The sequence below is a fragment of the Pseudomonas sp. genome (assembly GCF_040514055.1).
GTDB lineage: Bacteria > Pseudomonadota > Gammaproteobacteria > Pseudomonadales > Pseudomonadaceae > Aquipseudomonas.
The window spans coordinates 171,459-188,462 of the sequence record NZ_JBEVDL010000079.1 but is presented as its reverse complement, the minus strand read 5'-3'; the positions used below and the strand labels follow the sequence as shown (position 1 = coordinate 188,462).

The 17,004-nt window shown below is 65.5% G+C and carries 15 protein-coding genes and 1 pseudogene; 10 read left to right on the top strand and 6 right to left on the bottom strand.

The window, feature by feature from the left end:
• Positions 1-340: 340 nt before the first annotated feature.
• Positions 341-955, bottom strand: a complete 615-nt coding sequence (locus ABWY06_RS21530) for a TetR family transcriptional regulator (protein ID WP_353927624.1) — start codon at positions 953-955, stop codon at positions 341-343.
• A gap of 148 nt (positions 956-1,103) precedes the next feature.
• On the opposite strand from ABWY06_RS21530, the gene ABWY06_RS21525 reads away from it, so the two are divergent.
• The 3 genes from ABWY06_RS21525 (at position 1,104) to ABWY06_RS21515 (ending at position 6,929) form a co-directional block, all read left to right on the top strand.
• Positions 1,104-2,282 (top strand): efflux RND transporter periplasmic adaptor subunit, encoded by a 1,179-nt coding sequence (locus ABWY06_RS21525; RefSeq protein ID WP_353927623.1) that lies wholly within the window; start codon positions 1,104-1,106, stop codon positions 2,280-2,282.
• 12 nt (positions 2,283-2,294) lie between these two features.
• Positions 2,295-5,441: an efflux RND transporter permease subunit gene (locus tag ABWY06_RS21520; protein WP_353927622.1), complete on the top strand. Its 3,147-nt coding sequence runs from the start codon at positions 2,295-2,297 to the stop codon at positions 5,439-5,441.
• Between the two features lie 303 nt (positions 5,442-5,744).
• Positions 5,745-6,929: a Bcr/CflA family multidrug efflux MFS transporter gene (locus ABWY06_RS21515; protein ID WP_353927621.1), complete on the top strand. Its 1,185-nt coding sequence runs from the start codon at positions 5,745-5,747 to the stop codon at positions 6,927-6,929.
• 15 nt (positions 6,930-6,944) lie between these two features.
• Here ABWY06_RS21515 and ABWY06_RS21510 read toward each other — a convergent pair whose 3' ends face one another.
• The 3 genes from ABWY06_RS21510 to ABWY06_RS21500 form a co-directional block, all read right to left on the bottom strand.
• A complete protein-coding gene (locus ABWY06_RS21510; RefSeq protein WP_353927620.1) occupies positions 6,945-7,124 on the bottom strand; it encodes a hypothetical protein in 180 nt (59 codons plus the stop codon).
• Positions 7,125-7,592: 468 nt separating this feature from the next.
• Positions 7,593-8,609: a zinc-binding alcohol dehydrogenase family protein gene (locus ABWY06_RS21505; protein ID WP_353927619.1), complete on the bottom strand. Its 1,017-nt coding sequence runs from the start codon at positions 8,607-8,609 to the stop codon at positions 7,593-7,595.
• A 21-nt stretch (positions 8,610-8,630) separates the two neighbouring features.
• The gene (locus ABWY06_RS21500) at positions 8,631-8,918 is read right to left on the bottom strand and encodes a putative quinol monooxygenase (RefSeq protein ID WP_353927618.1); all 288 of its coding nucleotides are present in this window, start codon (positions 8,916-8,918) and stop codon (positions 8,631-8,633) included.
• 107 nt (positions 8,919-9,025) lie between these two features.
• Here ABWY06_RS21500 and ABWY06_RS21495 point away from each other — a divergent pair, with 107 nt between their 5' ends.
• The 7 genes and pseudogenes from ABWY06_RS21495 (at position 9,026) to ABWY06_RS21465 (ending at position 15,564) form a co-directional block, all read left to right on the top strand.
• Positions 9,026-9,943: a LysR family transcriptional regulator gene (locus tag ABWY06_RS21495; protein ID WP_353927617.1), complete on the top strand. Its 918-nt coding sequence runs from the start codon at positions 9,026-9,028 to the stop codon at positions 9,941-9,943.
• A 97-nt stretch (positions 9,944-10,040) separates the two neighbouring features.
• Positions 10,041-10,433 (top strand): DUF2946 family protein, encoded by a 393-nt coding sequence (locus tag ABWY06_RS21490; RefSeq protein ID WP_353927616.1) that lies wholly within the window; start codon positions 10,041-10,043, stop codon positions 10,431-10,433.
• Between the two features lie 167 nt (positions 10,434-10,600).
• Positions 10,601-12,637, top strand: coding sequence for a TonB-dependent receptor family protein (locus ABWY06_RS21485; protein ID WP_353927615.1), 2,037 nt, complete (start codon positions 10,601-10,603; stop codon positions 12,635-12,637).
• A gap of 104 nt (positions 12,638-12,741) precedes the next feature.
• The gene (locus ABWY06_RS21480) at positions 12,742-13,218 is read left to right on the top strand and encodes a copper chaperone PCu(A)C (protein ID WP_353927696.1); all 477 of its coding nucleotides are present in this window, start codon (positions 12,742-12,744) and stop codon (positions 13,216-13,218) included.
• A 49-nt stretch (positions 13,219-13,267) separates the two neighbouring features.
• A complete protein-coding gene (locus tag ABWY06_RS21475) occupies positions 13,268-14,656 on the top strand; it encodes a PepSY-associated TM helix domain-containing protein (protein WP_353927614.1) in 1,389 nt (462 codons plus the stop codon).
• 115 nt (positions 14,657-14,771) lie between these two features.
• Positions 14,772-15,037 (top strand): annotated as a pseudogene (locus tag ABWY06_RS21470) (PepSY domain-containing protein).
• The gene (locus ABWY06_RS21465) at positions 15,037-15,564 is read left to right on the top strand and encodes a cytochrome b/b6 domain-containing protein (protein WP_353927613.1); all 528 of its coding nucleotides are present in this window, start codon (positions 15,037-15,039) and stop codon (positions 15,562-15,564) included. Before ABWY06_RS21470 ends, ABWY06_RS21465 begins: the two are co-directional and overlap by 1 nt.
• Before the next feature lie 238 nt (positions 15,565-15,802).
• Here ABWY06_RS21465 and ABWY06_RS21460 read toward each other — a convergent pair whose 3' ends face one another.
• Together ABWY06_RS21460 and ABWY06_RS21455 are read right to left on the bottom strand one after the other, a co-directional pair.
• Positions 15,803-16,237, bottom strand: coding sequence for a VOC family protein (locus tag ABWY06_RS21460; RefSeq protein ID WP_353927695.1), 435 nt, complete (start codon positions 16,235-16,237; stop codon positions 15,803-15,805).
• Between the two features lie 73 nt (positions 16,238-16,310).
• On the bottom strand, positions 16,311-16,976 hold the full coding sequence (locus ABWY06_RS21455; protein WP_353927612.1) for a DUF7847 domain-containing protein: 666 nt from the start codon (positions 16,974-16,976) through the stop codon (positions 16,311-16,313).
• Between the last annotated feature and the right edge of the window lie 28 nt (positions 16,977-17,004).

Here is a 17,004-nt window from a genome sequence, read left to right as displayed (position 1 = left end):
GCAGGCGCCCTTGCAGGCGCCCCACAACTAACCCAAAAGGCTTGCCCCTGACATTCGGCCCGCCTGCGGCAGGTACCCTCGCCCCCTCATTGATCCGAGGGCCCGTCGCGAAGGGCCATCCCTGGCCCATCACGACTCTCGCGGCATCCTTGCCGCTCGACCCCCTGCACAACGAGTGGGCTCGGCCTTCTGAAAAGGGGCGGTTTGCGTCGTCCGAATACTTGAGGTCAGGTTCGCAACTGTAACGTCACTGGAGAAATACAGCTCTATGCCTAGCAACACGGTGGGCTGTCGCTGGAACGCGGGCCGAGACCACCCTACGCCTCGCCGTGCAGCGCCTTTACTGCCAGTCGTGCACCAGGCCGTGAAACAGCGCATCGATCAGGGCCGCGGCGTCCTGCAGCGGGTCGAACAGGTCCGGGTCGCGGGTCCAGTCGGTGAACAGGCCGATGATCTGCGCATGCAGGGCGCGGGAGGCCAGGCGTGGGCTGAGGCCGGGGCGCAGGCGGACACGGACGCGCTCGAACAGTTGTTCGGTCAGGTCGATAAATTGCGCGATAAAGGCGTGATGGCGAGTCTCGGCTTCACGCAGTTCGTCGGTGAATTCGCAGCGGTGCAGCAGGATGGTGAAGATCCGCCGTTTCTGCTCGTCCCGCACCAGGTTCTCGATGGCCTCCACACAGAGGTCGCGCAGGGTGGTCAGCGGGTCGAGGTCCAGGCAGGCGCACAGGCGCTCCGTCAGTTGTTCTGGCGGCAGGCGCACCTGTTCGAGCAGGGCGTGGAACAGGTCGGCCTTGTTCTGGAAATGCCAATACACCGCGCCACGGGTCAGCTGGGCGGCGCGGGCGATCTGTTCCAGGGAGGTATGGGCCACGCCTCTTTCCAGGAACAGCTGCTCTGCGGCGGCCAACAGCGCATGGCGGGTCTTTTCGGCGTCTTCTTTGGTTCGGCGCATGATTGCTGGCTATTCAGTGGCTAGGCTCTGTTTTGGGAAACAGAGTGTAGCGATTGTGCGACAGAAGTTTTGTTTACAAACGTTATTGTATGTAACTAGCATGGTGACCCCTTTTTGCTACCTGCTCCGCGTTGTCCTGGAGATCCACATGTCGCTTGCTCGCCCGCTGTTTCGTTCGCTCCAGGTTCTGAGCCTGAGCGGGGTCCTGTGCCTGCCGGTTTTCGCCGCCGACGCCCCGGCCCAGGCCGCGCCGCCACCGCCGGCGGTGGTGGTCGAGACGGCCAAGGTGGCGTCGCTGCCACTGGTGCTGGAGTACGCCGGGCGTACCGCCGGCTACCGCGAGGTCGAGGTGCGGGCCCAGGTCAACGGTATCATCCAGGAGCGCACCTACCAGGAAGGCAGCCGGGTGCAGAAGGGCCAGGTGCTGTTTCGCATCGATCCGCGTATCTATGCCGCCGCCTTGGCTCGCGCCAAGGGGGCCCTGGCCCAGGAGCAGGCGCGTTTTCGCCAGACCGAGCGTGACCTCAAGCGGATTCGCGAGCTGCAGGGCAAGGGCTTTGCCAGCGAGAGCGAGTTGGACAACGCGATCAGCAATTTCGAGCAGAGCAAAGCCAATATCCAGGCCGCCCAGGCCGAGGTGCAGGCCAAGCAGATCGACCTGGACTACACCACGGTCGAGGCACCGATCACCGGCATGACCAGCAAGGAAACCCGTTCCGAGGGCAGCCTGGTGGCCGCCACCGACCCGAGTTCCAGCCTGCTGACGCAATTGACCCAGTTGGACCCGATCTTCGTCAACTTCGCCTACCCGGATGCCGAAGCCGAGCGCCTGCGCATCGGCTTGCAGAATGGCACCCTGCAGCTGCCGGCGGACGGCAAGCTGAATGTCGAGGTCAAGTTCGGCGATGGCAGCAGCTACCCGGTGGAGGGCCTCGTGGACTTCACCGACAGCCTGATCGACCGCGGCACCGGCACCGTCAGTGCCCGGGCGGTGGTGCCCAACCCGCAACAGGAACTGCTGCCCGGGCAATTCGTGCGCTTGTTGGTCAAGGGCATCTCGCTGCCCAAGGCCGTCACCCTGCCCGAGCGTGCGGTGGCCCAGGGGCCCAAGGGCACGTTCGTCTACGTGGTGGACGGGCAGGGCATCGCCCGGGTGCGCCCGGTCACTGTCGGACAAACGGCCCACGGTCGCTGGGTGATAGAGAGCGGTGTGGGCGCCGGTGACCGGGTGATAGTCGAAGGCCTGCCCAAGGTACGGCCGGATACGCCGGTGAATGCCAGCGAGGCAGCGGATGCCTCGGCCAGCCCCAGCGCCCAGCAGCCTTAAGGAGCAGCGCCCGTGATCTCTCGCTTTTTTATCGACCGGCCGGTGTTCGCCGCGGTCATCTCGATCGTCATCGTGCTTGCCGGGCTGATGGCCATGCGCTCGCTGCCGGTCGCCCAGTACCCGCAGATCCTGCCGCCGCAGGTCTCGGTCAGCGCCAGCTATTCGGGCGCCAGCGCCCAGGTGATCGCCGAGACTGTGGCCGCGCCCCTGGAGCAGTCGATCAACGGCGTCGACGGCATGATTTACCAGCAGTCGAACTCCGGCGGCAACGCCATGAGCCTGTCGGTGTATTTCAAGGTGGGTACCGACCCGGACCAGGCCACCATCGCCGTCAACAACCGGGTGCAGGCCGCCCTGGCCAAGCTGCCGGAAGAAGTGCGCCGGCAAGGGGTCAAGGTGGAGAAGAAGTCCTCGGACATTCTCCAGGTGGTGACCCTGTTTTCCCCGGACAACTCCCGGGATCCGGTGTACATCAGCAACTACGCGTTGATCAACGTGATCGACGAGCTCAAGCGCATTCCGGGTGTCGGTGACGCCCGCCAGTTCGGCTCCAAGGACTACTCCATGCGCATCTGGCTGCGCCCGGACAAACTGGCGCAGTACAACCTGACGTCCAGCGAGGTGGTGCAGGCCATCCGTGAGCAGAACTCGCAGTTTGCCGCTGGCAGTTTCGGCCAGCAGCCCCTCGAGCAGGAGCAGGATTTCACCTACACGGTGACCACCCAGGGCCGCTTCACCGACCCCAAGGAGTTTGAGAACGTGATCCTGCGCACCGACTCCGACGGTGCCAGCCTGTTGCTCAAGGACGTCGCGCGGATCGAGTTGGGTGCCCAGGACTACTCCCTGATGACCTCGCTCAACGGTCAACAGAACGCCGCGTTCGGCATCTACCTGCAGCCGGGCGCCAATGCCCTGGACACCGCCGCGGCGGTACAGAGCAGCCTGGATCGGCTGTCCAAGAACTTTCCCGAAGGCATGACCTTCAAGATCCCCTATGACACTACCAAGTTCGTCCGGGTCTCCATCGAGGAGGTGATCCACACCTTTTTCGAGGCCCTGGTGCTGGTGGTGCTGGTGGTCTTTATCTTCCTGCAGAACTGGCGCGCCACCTTGATTCCGGTGCTGGCGATTCCGGTGTCCCTGATCGGCACCTTCGCCGGCATGTACCTGCTGGGTTTTTCCATCAACCTGCTGACCCTGTTCGGCATGGTGCTGGCCATCGGCATCGTGGTCGACGACGCCATAGTCGTGATCGAGAACGTCGAGCGGGTGATGGCCACCGACAAGGTCGGTCCGCGGGAAGCCACCATCAAGGCCATGGAGGAGGTCACCGGCCCGATCGTCGCCATCGTCCTGGTGCTGTGCGCGGTATTCGTGCCGGTGGGTTTTCTCGGCGGCCTGGCCGGGGAGATGTACAAGCAGTTCGCGATCACCATTGCAGTATCTGTGGTGATCTCCGGCATCGTCGCCCTGACCCTGAGTCCGGCCCTCTGTGCCCTGTTGCTCAAGCCTGGGCACCATGAACCGGCCGCGCCGTTTCGCCTGTTCAACCGATTCTTCGACCGCATGACCCAGGGTTACACCGCCGGTGTACGGTTCTTTCTCAAGCGCTCGCTGGTCGGCCTGCTGCTGTTCGGCGGCATGATTGCGGTGATGGTCGTGCTCTTTGGCCGGGTGCCCAGTTCGCTGGTGCCCAACGAGGACCAGGGTTATGTGATCAACGCCTATTTCCTGCCCCCCGCAGCTTCGCTGACGCGCACCGAGAAACTCACCAGCGAGGTCACCCAGCAGCTGATGAAACACCCGGCCGTCGAGGACGTGGTGACCTTCGCCGGTTTCGACGTGCTGACCTTCGGTACCCGCAGCAACGCCGGGGTGTCCTTTATTCCGCTCAAGGACTGGAAGGAACGCACCACCGCCGAACTGGACGCGCGTAACCTGCCGGGCGCTTTCATGGGCATGGGCGCGGCGCAGAAGGACGGTCTGGTGATGACCTTCAATCCGCCACCCATCACCGGCATGAGTACCACCGGCGGTTTCGAGGGCTTTATCCAGGACCGCTCCGGTGGCAGCACCGAAAAGCTCGCGGAAAAGGTCCAGGCCTTCCTCGCCGCCGCCGGCAAGCGCCCGGAACTGGCCGGCTTGCAGACCACCTTCAACGCCAATGTGCCGCAGTACTACATCGATCTGGACCGGACCAAGGCGCGTGCCCTGGGGGTGCCGATCAACGACGTGTTCACCGCCATGCAGTCGACTTTCGGCAGCTACTACGTTAACGACTTCACCCTCTACGGCCGGACCTTCCAGGTCAGCCTGCAGTCGGAATCCAATTTCCGCAGCAAGCCCGAGGACCTGTCCCAGGTCTACGTGCGCTCGGCCTCCGACGAGTTGGTGCCCTTGTCGTCGCTGGTCAAGGTGCGGCGGATTCTCGGCCCGGATACCTATGCGCGTTTCAACGTCTACCCGGCGGCCAAGATTCTCGGCGGACCGGCGCCGGGCTACAGCTCTGGCCAGGCCCTGGCCGCCATTCAGGCGGTGGCGGGCGAGGTGCTGGGCAGCGACTATGGCATCGGCTGGACCGGTTCGGCCTACCAGGAGCTGGCGACCCAGGGCTCGGGCAGCACGGCCTTTATCTTCGGCCTGATCATGGTCTTCCTGATCCTGGCGGCCCAGTACGAGCGCTGGACCCTGCCCCTGGCGGTGGTCACCGCGGTGCCCTTCGCGGTGTTCGGCGCGATCCTGGCGATCTGGCTGCGCGGTATCGAGAACGACGTGTACTTTCAGGTCGGGCTGATCACCCTGATCGGCCTGGCGGCGAAGAACGCGATCCTGATCATCGAGTTCGCGGTGCTCTGCCGCGACCAGGGCATGAGCATCTTCGACGCGGCGCTGGAGGCGGCCAAGCTGCGCTTCCGGCCGATCGTGATGACCTCGCTGGCCTTTATCCTGGGGGTCGTGCCGTTGGCGATCAGCAGTGGCGCCGGTTCGGCCAGCCGTCATTCGATCGGCACCGGCGTGATTGGCGGCATGCTGGCGGCCACCTTCCTGGCGATTTTTATGATCCCGATGTTCTACCTGCTGGTGGAAGCCGGCGCGGACAAGCTCGGGCGCAAGAAAAAGACGCCGGTGGCGCTGGGCAAGGAGCCTGAGGCGGGCTAGCACCTGGGGGCCGTTCGCGCGGGTTACGCCGCGCGGCGAGTGCGGCGTGGTTGGCCAGACCGGCTTTCCGCACGGCTCACCTGGGCGGCCCCACCCTGAGAAAAATCGCTTCGGTGAAGCCTGCGGGGGGTGCGTTGCCGCTCGGGGTAGGCGGGTGCAACCCGCGAGCTTTTGCGGGCGACTCTCGGTGTCGAGTTCGAAATAGCAGGCCAAGATAAGGCCTTCCCACCCCGCTGACGAAGCGCTCGGCTCGCCACAGCATTGCATATTTCCTGAATTTCTGCGGTCAGCCAACGAGGCCCCATGCACCCACGTCTTATCCTGATTCTTGGTGCGCTAAGCGCCTTTGGCCCCCTGGCCGTCGATTTCTATCTGCCCAGTTTTCCGACCCTGGCGCGGGTGTTCGCCACCGATGTCGAGCATATCCAGCTGTCGCTGGCGGCCTACTTCGCCGGCCTGGCGATCGGCCAGCTGGCCTACGGCCCGCTGGCCGATCGCTATGGGCGGCGCCTGCCGCTATTGTTCGGCGTCGGACTGTTCAGCCTGGCGTCGATCGGCTGCGCCCTGGCCGAGAGCCTGGAGGCGCTGATCGTCGCGCGTTTCGTCCAGGCCCTGGGCGGTTGCGCCGGCATGGTGGTGTCGCGGGCGGTGGTGCGCGACCTGTGCGACCCGGTCAATGCCGCCAAGGCCTTTTCGCAACTGATGCTGGTGATGGGCGTGGCGCCGATCCTCGCGCCCCTGGCCGGCGGGCTGCTGCTGGCCCAGTTCGGCTGGGCCTCGATCTTCGTTTGCCTGACGCTGTTCAGTGCCCTGGTCGGCTTGGCGTTGGCCTTCTGGCTACCGGAGACCCTCAGCCCGCACGAGCCGCGGCAACCCTTGCGCGGTACCCTGGGGCGCTACCTGAGCCTGCTGCGCGACCGCGAGTTCCTCGCCTATGGCTTGTCGGGCGGCGTCGCCATGTCCGGCATGTTCGCCTATATCGCCGGCTCGCCCTTTGTCTTTATCGAACTCTATGGCGTGCCCGCGGAACACTACGGCTGGCTGTTTGGCAGCAACGCCGCCGGTTTTATCCTGGCGGCCCAGGTCAACGCGCGGCTGATGCGCTATGGCGGGCCGGGTTTCTGGCTGCGCCGCATCGTCTGGCTGCATGCCGCCAGTGGTGTGGCGCTGCTGGTGCTGACCTTGCTCAAACCGGCCGCCTTGTGGCCGCTGCTGGTGCCGCTGTTTATCAGTATCGCCACCCTGGGGTGCATCATTCCCAATGCCTCGGCCTGTTCCATGGCCAAGCAGGGTCACCAGGCCGGTAGCGCCTCGGCACTGATGGGCAGCCTGGGGTTCTGCGTGGCGGCGGGCGCCTCGGCCCTGGTCGGTCTGCTGCACGACGGCAGTGCGGTCCCCATGGCCCTGGTGATTACCCTGTGCGGCCTGGTCGCCGCCGTACTGGCCTGGTACAGCGGTCAGCTGGAGACCAGCACGGCCAGGGCCTGAAACCCTGCGCCGGATTCAGCCGGCCTCGCTCTGTCGCTCATGGGGAAGGTGATGAGGCGCCTGCAAGCGTGCCTGCAAGGTGGCGATAAAAGCGCGGGCTTCTGCCTCGCTGCGAAAGCTCACGCAGTGGCGGTCCAGGCTGACTTGCCAACGATGGCCCTGGTAGGTGGTGATGGGACTGAGTTGAATCTGCATGGCAACTGCTCCCGGTGAGAGGAATAGCAGTGTAAACCCGTGCCCGGAGACTTTTGCTGACCGGGATCAAGTCGGCGACTGACGGTGGCTAGGTCCGTCTAGGACGGGCCTTTTCGCCCGTTTGGCTGTGCTTCTTTAAGGCAAAAACTGCCCTGGCAGTTGTGTAGCTACCGTCATAATGCCCGGCGAACAAGGGCGCTGTTCAGCGAGGACGTAGGGTGGTCTCGGCGCGCTGTCCAGCGACAGCCCACCGTATGTGGCCGTGGTCTGCATTCCAGGTTGAAAGTCCTGTGGTGTACTGCCTCCGGCCAGTACAGCCTACTCGTCGGAGCGAATCTTGGTGGCGGACGTCGCCAAAGCGCCATGCGTGACACCAGGGTGGATGAGGTTCTGTCCCTCCAGCGGTCGGTCAGGGTGGATAGGAAGGACCTTATCCACCCCTGGGTTTCCCACTGCCAAACCTCAGCATCAGAACCCTTCGAGGACGATCTTGCCGCGGGCCGTGCCGCTTTCCAGCAGGGCATGGGCGCGGCGCAGGTTGGCGGCGTCGATGCGGCCGAAATGCTCGCCCAGGGTGGTCTTCAGCACGCCGCGGTCGACCAGCTCGGCAACCCGGTTGAGCAGGTGGTGTTGCTCGATCATGTCCGGGGTTTCGAACAGCGCGCGGGTGAACATCAGCTCCCAGTGCAATGACAGGCTCTTGCGCTTGAGCTTGAGCACGTCCAGTGGCACGGCCGGATCATCGATCAGCCCCAGGCGGCCCTGGGGCGCCAGGGCCTCGACCAACTGCTCGTAGTGCCGGTCGGTCTGGGTCAGGCTGGCCACGTGGCTGACCGAGCCGAGGCCCAGGCGCTTGAGTTCTTCGAACAGCGGGCGGCTGTGGTCCACCACCTGGTGCGCTCCCAGGTCGCGTACCCAGGCCTGGGTTTCGCTGCGCGAGGCGCTGCCGATCACCGTTGCGTCGGTCAGCTGGCGCGCCAATTGGGTGAGGATCGAGCCGACTCCGCCGGCGGCGCCGACGATCAACAGCTGGCGCGGCAGCGCGCTGGTGCCCTCGGCCAGTTGCAGGCGCTCGAACAGCAGTTCCCAGGCGGTGATGGCGGTCAGCGGCAGCGCGGCGGCTTCGGCGAAGCTCAGGCTGTGCGGTTTATGGCCGACGATGCGTTCGTCCACCACATGGCGTTCACTGTTGCCGCCGGCACGGGCAATGGAGCCGGCGTAATACACCGGGTCGCCCACCTTGAACAGGCTGACTGCGCTGCCGATGGCGCTGACCACCCCGGCCACGTCCCAGCCGAGGACCTTGGCCGCGCCGTTTTCCGGGGCGACGTTGCGGCGGATCTTGGTGTCCACCGGATTGACCGAAATGGCCCGGACCTCGACCAGCAGGTCCCGCGGGCCCGGCGTGGGTTCGGGCAGTTGAACGTCCTGCAGCGCGTCCGCATGGTCGATGGGCAGGCTATTGAAATAGGCGACGGCTTTCATGGAAAACTCCGGGTGATAAAGTTAGGCAATCCGCTGCAGGTGTTGCAGCACAACGCCCTGCAACAGGGCGCCGAAGTGCTGGCCGAACGCCTGGTGATGCGCGCTGCCCTGGTGTTCGGTGAGTGCCGCGGCATCACGCCATTGCTCGATCATCACCAGTACCCGCGGATTGTCCGTTTGGAGATGCAGGTCGTACTGCAGGCAACCGGGTTCGGCGCGGGACGCGGCGATCAGCCTGTTCAGACCTTCGAGCAGGGCCGGGCTCGGCGCGTCCAGGGTGGTGAGGGTGGCGATCAGGGTCAGGGGCATGGGCGGTGGTCTCCGTTGAGTGAAATCATGCTGGGCTATTTCGTTCGCTGGAAAAACCGGGTAATAGGAGAGGGTCTTTCAACGCCGCATTGAAAATGGAGGCCGGAGTGCTGCGTCTCGATGACCTCGCCACCTTTGTGCACACCGCCGATGCCGGCAGCCTGTCGGGCGCGGCGCGCCAGCTGAATCTGTCGCCCGCGGTGGCCAGTGCCGCGCTCAAACGCCTGGAGACCCAGTTGCAAACGCGGTTGTTCGCGCGCTCCACCCGCAGCCTGCGGTTGACCCCGGAGGGCGAGGCCTACCTGGTGCACGCCCGCGCAGCCCTGGCCAGCCTGCGCGAGGGCCAGCAGCAACTGGCGGGCGGCAGGGCGCAGATCAGCGGTGTGCTGCAGCTGTCCGCTCCTTCGGATTTTGGCCGCAATGCCCTGTTACCCTGGCTGGACGAGCTGCAGTGCGAACATCCGTTGCTAAGCCTGCGGTTGCTGTTGGGTGACCGCAACAGCGACCTGTTCCGCCAGCCGGTGGACATCGCCCTGCGCTATGGCGCACCGGAAGACTCCAGCCTGGTCGCCCTGCCGGTGGCGGCCGAGAACCGCCGGGTGCTGTGCGCGGCGCCGGCCTATCTGGCGCGGCGCGGCGAGCCGCAGTCGGTGGCACAACTGCAGGAGCACAATTGCCTGCTCTATATGCTGGGCGGCCGGGCGCACGATCACTGGCGCTTTCGCGACGGGCCGCACGAGGTCGGGCAAAAGGTCGGCGGCGACCGGGTCAGCGATGACGCCGATGTGGTGCGCCGCTGGGCCGTGGCGGGCGCGGGGCTGGTCTATAAATCCTGGCTGGATGTGGCAGGCGATGTTCAGGCCGGCCGCTTGCGCGTGTTGCTGCCGGGGCTGCTGGGCGAGCCCGCGCCGCTAAACCTGATCTGCGCCCACCGCGCCCAGCTGAGCAAACCGGTGCACCTGTTGCGCGAATTCGTCCAGGGGCGCTGCGCCCAGCTGCTCAAGCGCGCGCCCTGGCTGACCTGAGCAAGTCGATCGAAGGCCGGAGTCAAATCGTTAAAAAAGCGACTGCGGCAGGTTGTCACGGTTTGCCTCGGCGCATCGCGCTGGTAGAGTTATCGCCATGAAACTGGCCCGCCACTCCCGAGTACTGACCGCCTGGATGCTGTATTTTTGCATCCTGTTCAGTGCGCTCGCCTGCAGCGTCGGCCATGGGCAAATGGCCGGCCTGCAACTGAGTGGTATCGGTGGGCTTTATTGCTCCGCCGAGGGCAACAGCGGTCCGGGACTCGACCAGGGATTTGCCGGGCAGGCCGGCAGTGGCCTGGGCAGTCTGCTGGGCGGCCTGGTCTGTGTAGGGCTGGGCCTGGGGCTTGGCCTGGCCCTGTTGTTTTGCCTGAGCTGGTTGCGCCGTCCCGCGCGTTGCCCGGCACCAACCCCCGAGCAGCGGTGCAAGGCGCCGCCTCGCTACACCTGGCCCTCGGCCAACCCTCGCGCCTCTCCCTTCCTCGCCTGAACGGCCGCTGCCGTGTCGCCTGGCCCCCGAGGCCTGCGGCCGGGTAGCACCTGCGCGTCGCGTGCGACGCCCATGCCGGCCCCCAACGCTGTGCCCCGTCGTCGCCCCTGGCGACCGCTGGTCGGTGCTGGGGCTGCCTCCACACTCAGTTAGCAAAGGAACGGCGCATGCGCCATTTACCTGTACTCGGCTTGCTTGCCGTCGGCCTGACGCCGTCGCTGCAGGCCGAACCCCTTGAGCTGCAAGACAGCCGGGTCACCGCCCAGCGTCAGTACGACCCGACCGCACCAACCCTGGCGCACAAACGCGAGGACTTTGCCCGTATTCCCGGTGGCGCCGGCCTGGTCGATGCCGAAACCTACAAGAGCGGGCGCAGCAGTTCGCCCCAGGATGCCCTGGGGCTGGCCACCGGCGTGTTTATCCAGCCGCGCTCGGGGGCCGAGGAGTCGCGCCTGTCGATCCGTGGCTCCGGGCTGCAACGCACCTTCCACCAGCGTGGCATCCTGCTGCTGCAGGACGGCGCGCCGCTCAACCTGGCCGATGGCAGCGGCGATTTCCAGGCCATCGAGCCGCTGGCCCTGGATCATATCGAGGTGCTGCGTGGCGCCAACGCCTGGTCCTACGGCGCCGCCAACCTGGGTGGCGCGATCAACTTCGTCAGCCCCAGCGGACGTACGGCGGCGCCGTTCGCGTTGCGCAGCGAAGTTGGCAGTTTTGGTTACCGGCGCCTGTTCACCGGGCTGGCCGGTGCGCTCGGCGACTGGGATGGTTACCTGAGCCTGTCCGATTCCGCCCAGGACGGCGATCGCGACCATGCTGAACAGGCCAACCAGCGTTACTTCGGCAACCTCGGCGGTCGCCTGAACGAGCGGCTGTCGACCCGTTTCTACCTCAGCCATGTGGAGACCGACTCGCAGATACCCGGCAGCCTGACCCAGGCCCAAGTGCGCGACGACCCCCGACAGGCCAATGCCGCCAGCCGGCTCAACCAGCACAAGCGCGATTTCACCCTTAACCGCCTGGGCAACCTGACCAGCCTGGACCTGGGCGACGACCAGCGCCTGGAGCTGTCGACCTTCTACAGCGAGAAAACCCTGTGGCACCCCATTTACCAGGTGTTGCAGGTCGACAGCGAGGACTTCGGCGCGCGCTTGGCGTACCACTGGCAGACGCCGTTGGGCTGGCGTTGGAGTGGCGGGCTGGAGGCGCTCGAGGGGCGCAACTGGCAGGACAATTTCGTCAACCAGGCGGGCCGCAAGGGCCCGCAGGTGGATGCCCTGGCTCAGACCGCGAGCAGCCTCAAGGCCTTCGGCGAACTGGAAGTGCCGCTGGCCGAACGCTGGGCGCTGCTGGGAGGACTGGCCTGGTTGCGCAGCGAGCGCGAAGTGGACGACCGCCTGCCCATGCGGTTCGGTCCCAGCGGCCACCCCCTGGGGGCGGCCGACAGTTCGTTCGAGCGCGGCTACCTGGGGCGGATTGGCCGTATCGGCTTGCGTCACGACCTTGCCGACGGTGTGCAACTGTTTGGCAACCTCAGCCAGAGTTTCGAACCGCCGACCCTCAGCGAGTTGACCGGGGGGAGCGTGATCACCGCCAATGACGCCCAGCGGGCCACTACCCTGGAAGCCGGCCTGCGCTGGAACCGCGATGACCTGGAACTGGACCTGGCGCTCTATCGCAGCGAGATTCGCGATGAGCTGCTGTCCCTCAACGACCCGGCCGGCAACCCGCTGGGCACCGTCAACGCCGATCGCACCCTGCACCAGGGGGTCGAGCTGGGCGCGACGCTGACCCTGGGGGCCCTGACCCTGCGTGGCCAGTACCTGCTCAACGATTTTCGCTTCGAGGACGACCCGGTCTACGGCGACAACCGCATTGCCGGTGTGCCCAGTCAGTTCCTGCGCGGCGAGGTGCTGTGGCAGCGGGAGGGCTGGTATGCCGGCCCCACCGTCGAATGGGTGCCCGTGCACTATGCGGTCGACCATGCCCAGAGCCTGTACAGCGACGGCTACGCGCTGTGGGGGGTGAAGGGCGGCTATCGCCCGGGCGACGGGCTGGGCTTTTTCATCGAAGGGCGCAACCTCTCCGACCGGGCCTACGTGGCCACCACGGGGGTGATCGCCGACGCCCGTGGTCAGGACAGCGCGCAGTTTATGCCCGGCGATGGCCGTAGCCTGTTCGCCGGCCTGGAGTGGCGGTTATGAGCACGCGCGATGCCTGCGAATCCACCGACCCGGCGCGGGCTGCCGGGACATCATCCAACCTGCAACCCAGTGGGCTGCGACTTGCCAAGAAAACCGGGAGTTTTATGACGCACCTGACCAAAAGCCTGCTGTTCGCCTTCTGCCTGGTCCCGAGCCTGCTCGCCCAGGCCCACGAGTACAGCCAGGGTGACCTGCATATCGCCCATCCCTGGTCGCGGGAAATGCCGCCCACGGCACCCACCGCCGCGGCCTACTTCGTGGTGCACAACCAGGGTGCCAGCGCCGACCGCCTGCTCGGTGCCGATACCCCGGTCGCCGGCAAGGCGCAGTTGCACCAGCACCTCAATCGCGATGGCCTGATGAAGATGGAACACGTGGCGGCGGTGGATGTTCCAGCGGGAGGGGAGGCGGTGTTTGCCCCCATGGGCTACCACGTCATGCTGTTCGACCTGAAACAGCCGCTGCGCGACGGCACGCGGTTTGCGCTGACCCTGCATTTCGAGAAAGCCGGCGATGTGCAGGTGGAGGTCGCGGTGCAGAAGGAGGCGCCGGCCGAGCAAGCCCAGGTGCACCAGCATTGAATCCTCTCTCGCAACAGGCGTTTCAGCGGCAACGACCAGGAGTTTTTCCATGAGCAAGGACAGTACGTCGTTCTATCAGCAGGCCTGGCGTTGGCATTTTTACGCCGGGCTGTTTGTCATTCCCTTTTTGGTCATGCTTTCGCTGACCGGCATCCTCTACCTGTTCAAGCCGCAACTGGACGCGCTGATGTACCCCGAGCTGCTGCAGGTCGAGCCCGCCGGCGAAGCCCTGGGCGCCGACCAGCTGCTGCTGCGGGTGCGTCAGGCCTACCCGCAGGCGAGCGTGGACAAGTACCTGCCGCCGCTGACCGAGGGGCGCAGCGCGCAGTTTGTGCTGGGGGCCGATGGCCGCGAGCTCAACCTGTTTATCGACCCCTACCGCGGTACGTTGCTGGGCGAGCAGGACGCGCAGAACAACCTGCAGGCCTGGGCGCGCGGGCTGCATGGCGAGCTGCTGATCGGCACCCTGGGCGATCGCCTGATCGAGTTGGCGGCCGGCTGGGCAATCGTCCTGGTGGTGTCCGGACTGTACCTCTGGTGGCCGCGTGGCAACGGGCTGCGCGGGATCTTCTGGCCGCGCCTGGCCAACCGCGGACGGCTGTTCTGGCGCGACCTGCACGCGGTTACCGGCTTCTGGGGCTCGCTGTTGCTGTTGTTTATGCTGCTGACCGGAATGACCTGGACCGGCTTCTGGGGCGCCAAGTTCGCCGACGTGTGGAATAGCTTTCCGGCGGCGATGTGGAACGCGGTGCCGCAGTCTGACGTACAGGCACGCAGCCTCAATACCGTCACCGGCCAGACCGTGGCCTGGGCGGTGGAAAACACCCCGCTGCCGACCTCCGACCCTCATGCGGAACACCGTGCCGGCGGCAGCGAACACAGTGCCCATGGCGCCCTGGCGATGCCGCCCATCGGCCTGGAGCAGGTGGTGCGGATCGCCAACGAGCGAGGCGTGGTGCCGGGCTACAGCGTGACCTTGCCCACCAGTGCGGAAGCGGTCTACACCATTGCCGTGTTCGCCGATGACCCGCGTAACGACGCCACCCTGCATCTCGACCAATACAGCGGCAAGGTGCTGGCCGATATCCGCTGGCGCGACTACAACGGCCTGGCCAGGAGCGTGGAAATGGGCGTGATGCTGCACGAGGGCAAGTTTTTTGGCCTGGCCAATCAACTGCTGATGCTGGCGGTCTGCCTGATGATCCTGCTCAGCTCGGTCAGTGGCCTGGTGCTCTGGTGGAAGCGCCGGCCCCAGGGCCGCCTGGGCGTGCCGCCGTTGCGCCATGACCTGCCGCTGTGGAAAACCGCGTTGGTGATCGTGGCGCTGCTCGGTCTGGCCTTTCCCCTGGTCGGTGCTTCGTTGCTGGTGATCGGCGTGGTCGATTGGCTGCTGCTGGCGCGCGTACTGCCCGCCGCCCGGCGGGCGCTGGGCGGCTGAGCGGGCACTGGTGGACCTCGTTTGGCAGGTTTTGTACGGTGGCTTAAGCTGGTTTGGGGCCTGCAAGGTTGCAGGCTGCAAGCTCTGATTGGCACGCCATCACGAGGACGTGCCCATGCGCCACCTGTTACTGCTGACTCTGACGTTGGCCAGCCCCCTGGCCTTTGCAAAAACCGAATGCACCACTGCCGACAAGGCCCAATGGCAGGACGAGACAAGGTTTCAGGAGCAGCTGAAAAGCCAGGGCTACCAGATCAACAAGTTCAGGTGACTGGCGGCAATTGCTACGAGATCTACGGCTTCGACAAGGACAAGCGCAAGGTCGAGATCTACTTCGATCCGGTGAGCGGCAAGGTCGTCAAGGAAGAAGTGGAGGACTGATGCCCAGCGCTACCCTGCTCCTCTGGGACCCGCTGGTGCGCCTGTGCCACTGGTCCCTGGCCGGTGTCTTTGTCGCTAACTACTTCTTTACCGAAGAGGGCGATGGTTGGCACCGCTGGCTGGGTTACTACGCCCTGACCTGGCTGCTGATCCGGTTGGTGTGGGGGGTTGTCGGCCCGGGCCCGGCGCGGTGGTCAGATTTCTGGCCGCGCCCTGGGCGCCTGATCGAACACGCTCGGGCCTTGATCGGCGGGCGGCCTTATCACCGCCTGGGGCATTCTCCGATTGGCGGCCTGGTAATGATTCTGATGCTATTGCTGCTGGCCGGATTGGGTGTCACCGGCTTCCTGATGGAGGAGGTCGACTATTTCTGGGGGGCGGACCCGCCCCTGCAGCTGCATGCGGTTTTTGCCAACGCCTTGCTCGGTCTGGTGGAGCTGCACCTTGGCGCGGAGCTGTTGGAAAGCTACCGTTTGCGCGAGAACCTGCCGCTGTCGATGATTACCGGCAAACGGCGTAAACCCTAGGGGCTGCCAGGTCCGGATTACGGATAGGAGTGTTAGACGGTCAGTGGCGGCCGCCAGCCAGTCTTAGGCGCTTGGTGGCGTGGGGCGAGGTTCGTCGCCCGGGTACGGTACGCTGTTGAGTCGTTTAACCCGGTCATGGGGGCAGTCGCAGTGGCGGAAAACCGGCTATCCACAACAGCCCTGCGAGCGGCGTTGCGAAGCTATGGGCCATGCCCGCGAAGCCCCACGCCGGTAGCTGTCAGTGCTGATGGGCCTCGCCGTTACCGGTCGTGGCCAGGTTGATGTCCCAGTAGGCGGCCTCGATCTTATGGCCATCGAGGTCGCGGACAAAACAGCCGTAGTAGGGCGCGCCATAGTCCGGGCGCGGCCCGGGTTCGCCTTCGCCGCGGCCGCCGGCCTCCAGGGCGGCCTGGTAGAAGGCGCGTACCGCAGCCGGATCGTCGGCGACGAAGCCGCAGTGGGTGCCATTGCCGACCGTGGCCGGCTGGCCATCGATCGGGGCCTGGATCCAGAACTCCGGGTAGTCACGGCCAAAGGCCACTGCTCCGGGGTGTGCCATCAGCCGTTTGCAGCCGAGGGTCGCCAGGACCCGCTCATAAAAGGCCACGGCCCGTTCGAACTGATTGGTGCCCAGGGACAGATGGGACAGGATGCTGGGGTTGCTCATGGGGATCCTCCTTGATGGCGTTGTCACAGCCTAGTCCAGACGGGCCCGTCCGGGTGGGTGCCACCCAGGCGCCGAGGGCTCAGGCGTCGTTTACCTGGGGTTCCTGCAACAGCATAAAGACGCGGAACAGCACCACGGTGGAAAACAGCAGCAGGAAACCGTTCAGGGAGTCCAGCAGCAAGGTGAATGGCAGGTTGGCCGTCTGGCCTTCGCCGGGGTAGCTCCACCAGTCCAGCGCGAGCAGCGGCAGCATGACGGTCAACACACAGAACAGCAGGGTCCAGAAATGGCCGGTGGTTTGCCGGTAGCTTTCCTTCAGGGCTTCCAGTGGCGTCAGGCCACGCAGCACCAGCAGGTATTCGGCGAACGCCAGCTTGATCATCACCCAGAGCCCTGGCAACAGCAGCAGCGAGGCACCCAGCATGATCAGCAGGGTGCACAGCCCCACCAGCAGGGCGAAGGTGGGCCACAACCACATCGCCATGGTCAGCAGGTCGCGGGCGCGCGGGCGCAGGCCGCGGCTGCGGGCATCCAGGTAGAGAATCAGCGCCGCGCTGTAGACTGGGTAGAACAACAGGCCGATCAGCACCTGGTAGGTGGGCGCGCTGGCTTCGCTGGCCCAGGCGAGGGCTCCTTGCTGGGCCAGGTTTTCCAGGATGATCAGGGGCAGGCAAAGACGGGCGATATCACCCAGGTTGCGACTGAAGAAGTACCAAGCGTCACGCAGGATCGGGAGCGGGTTCATAAGGGGGTCGCGCAAGGAAATCAGTCCG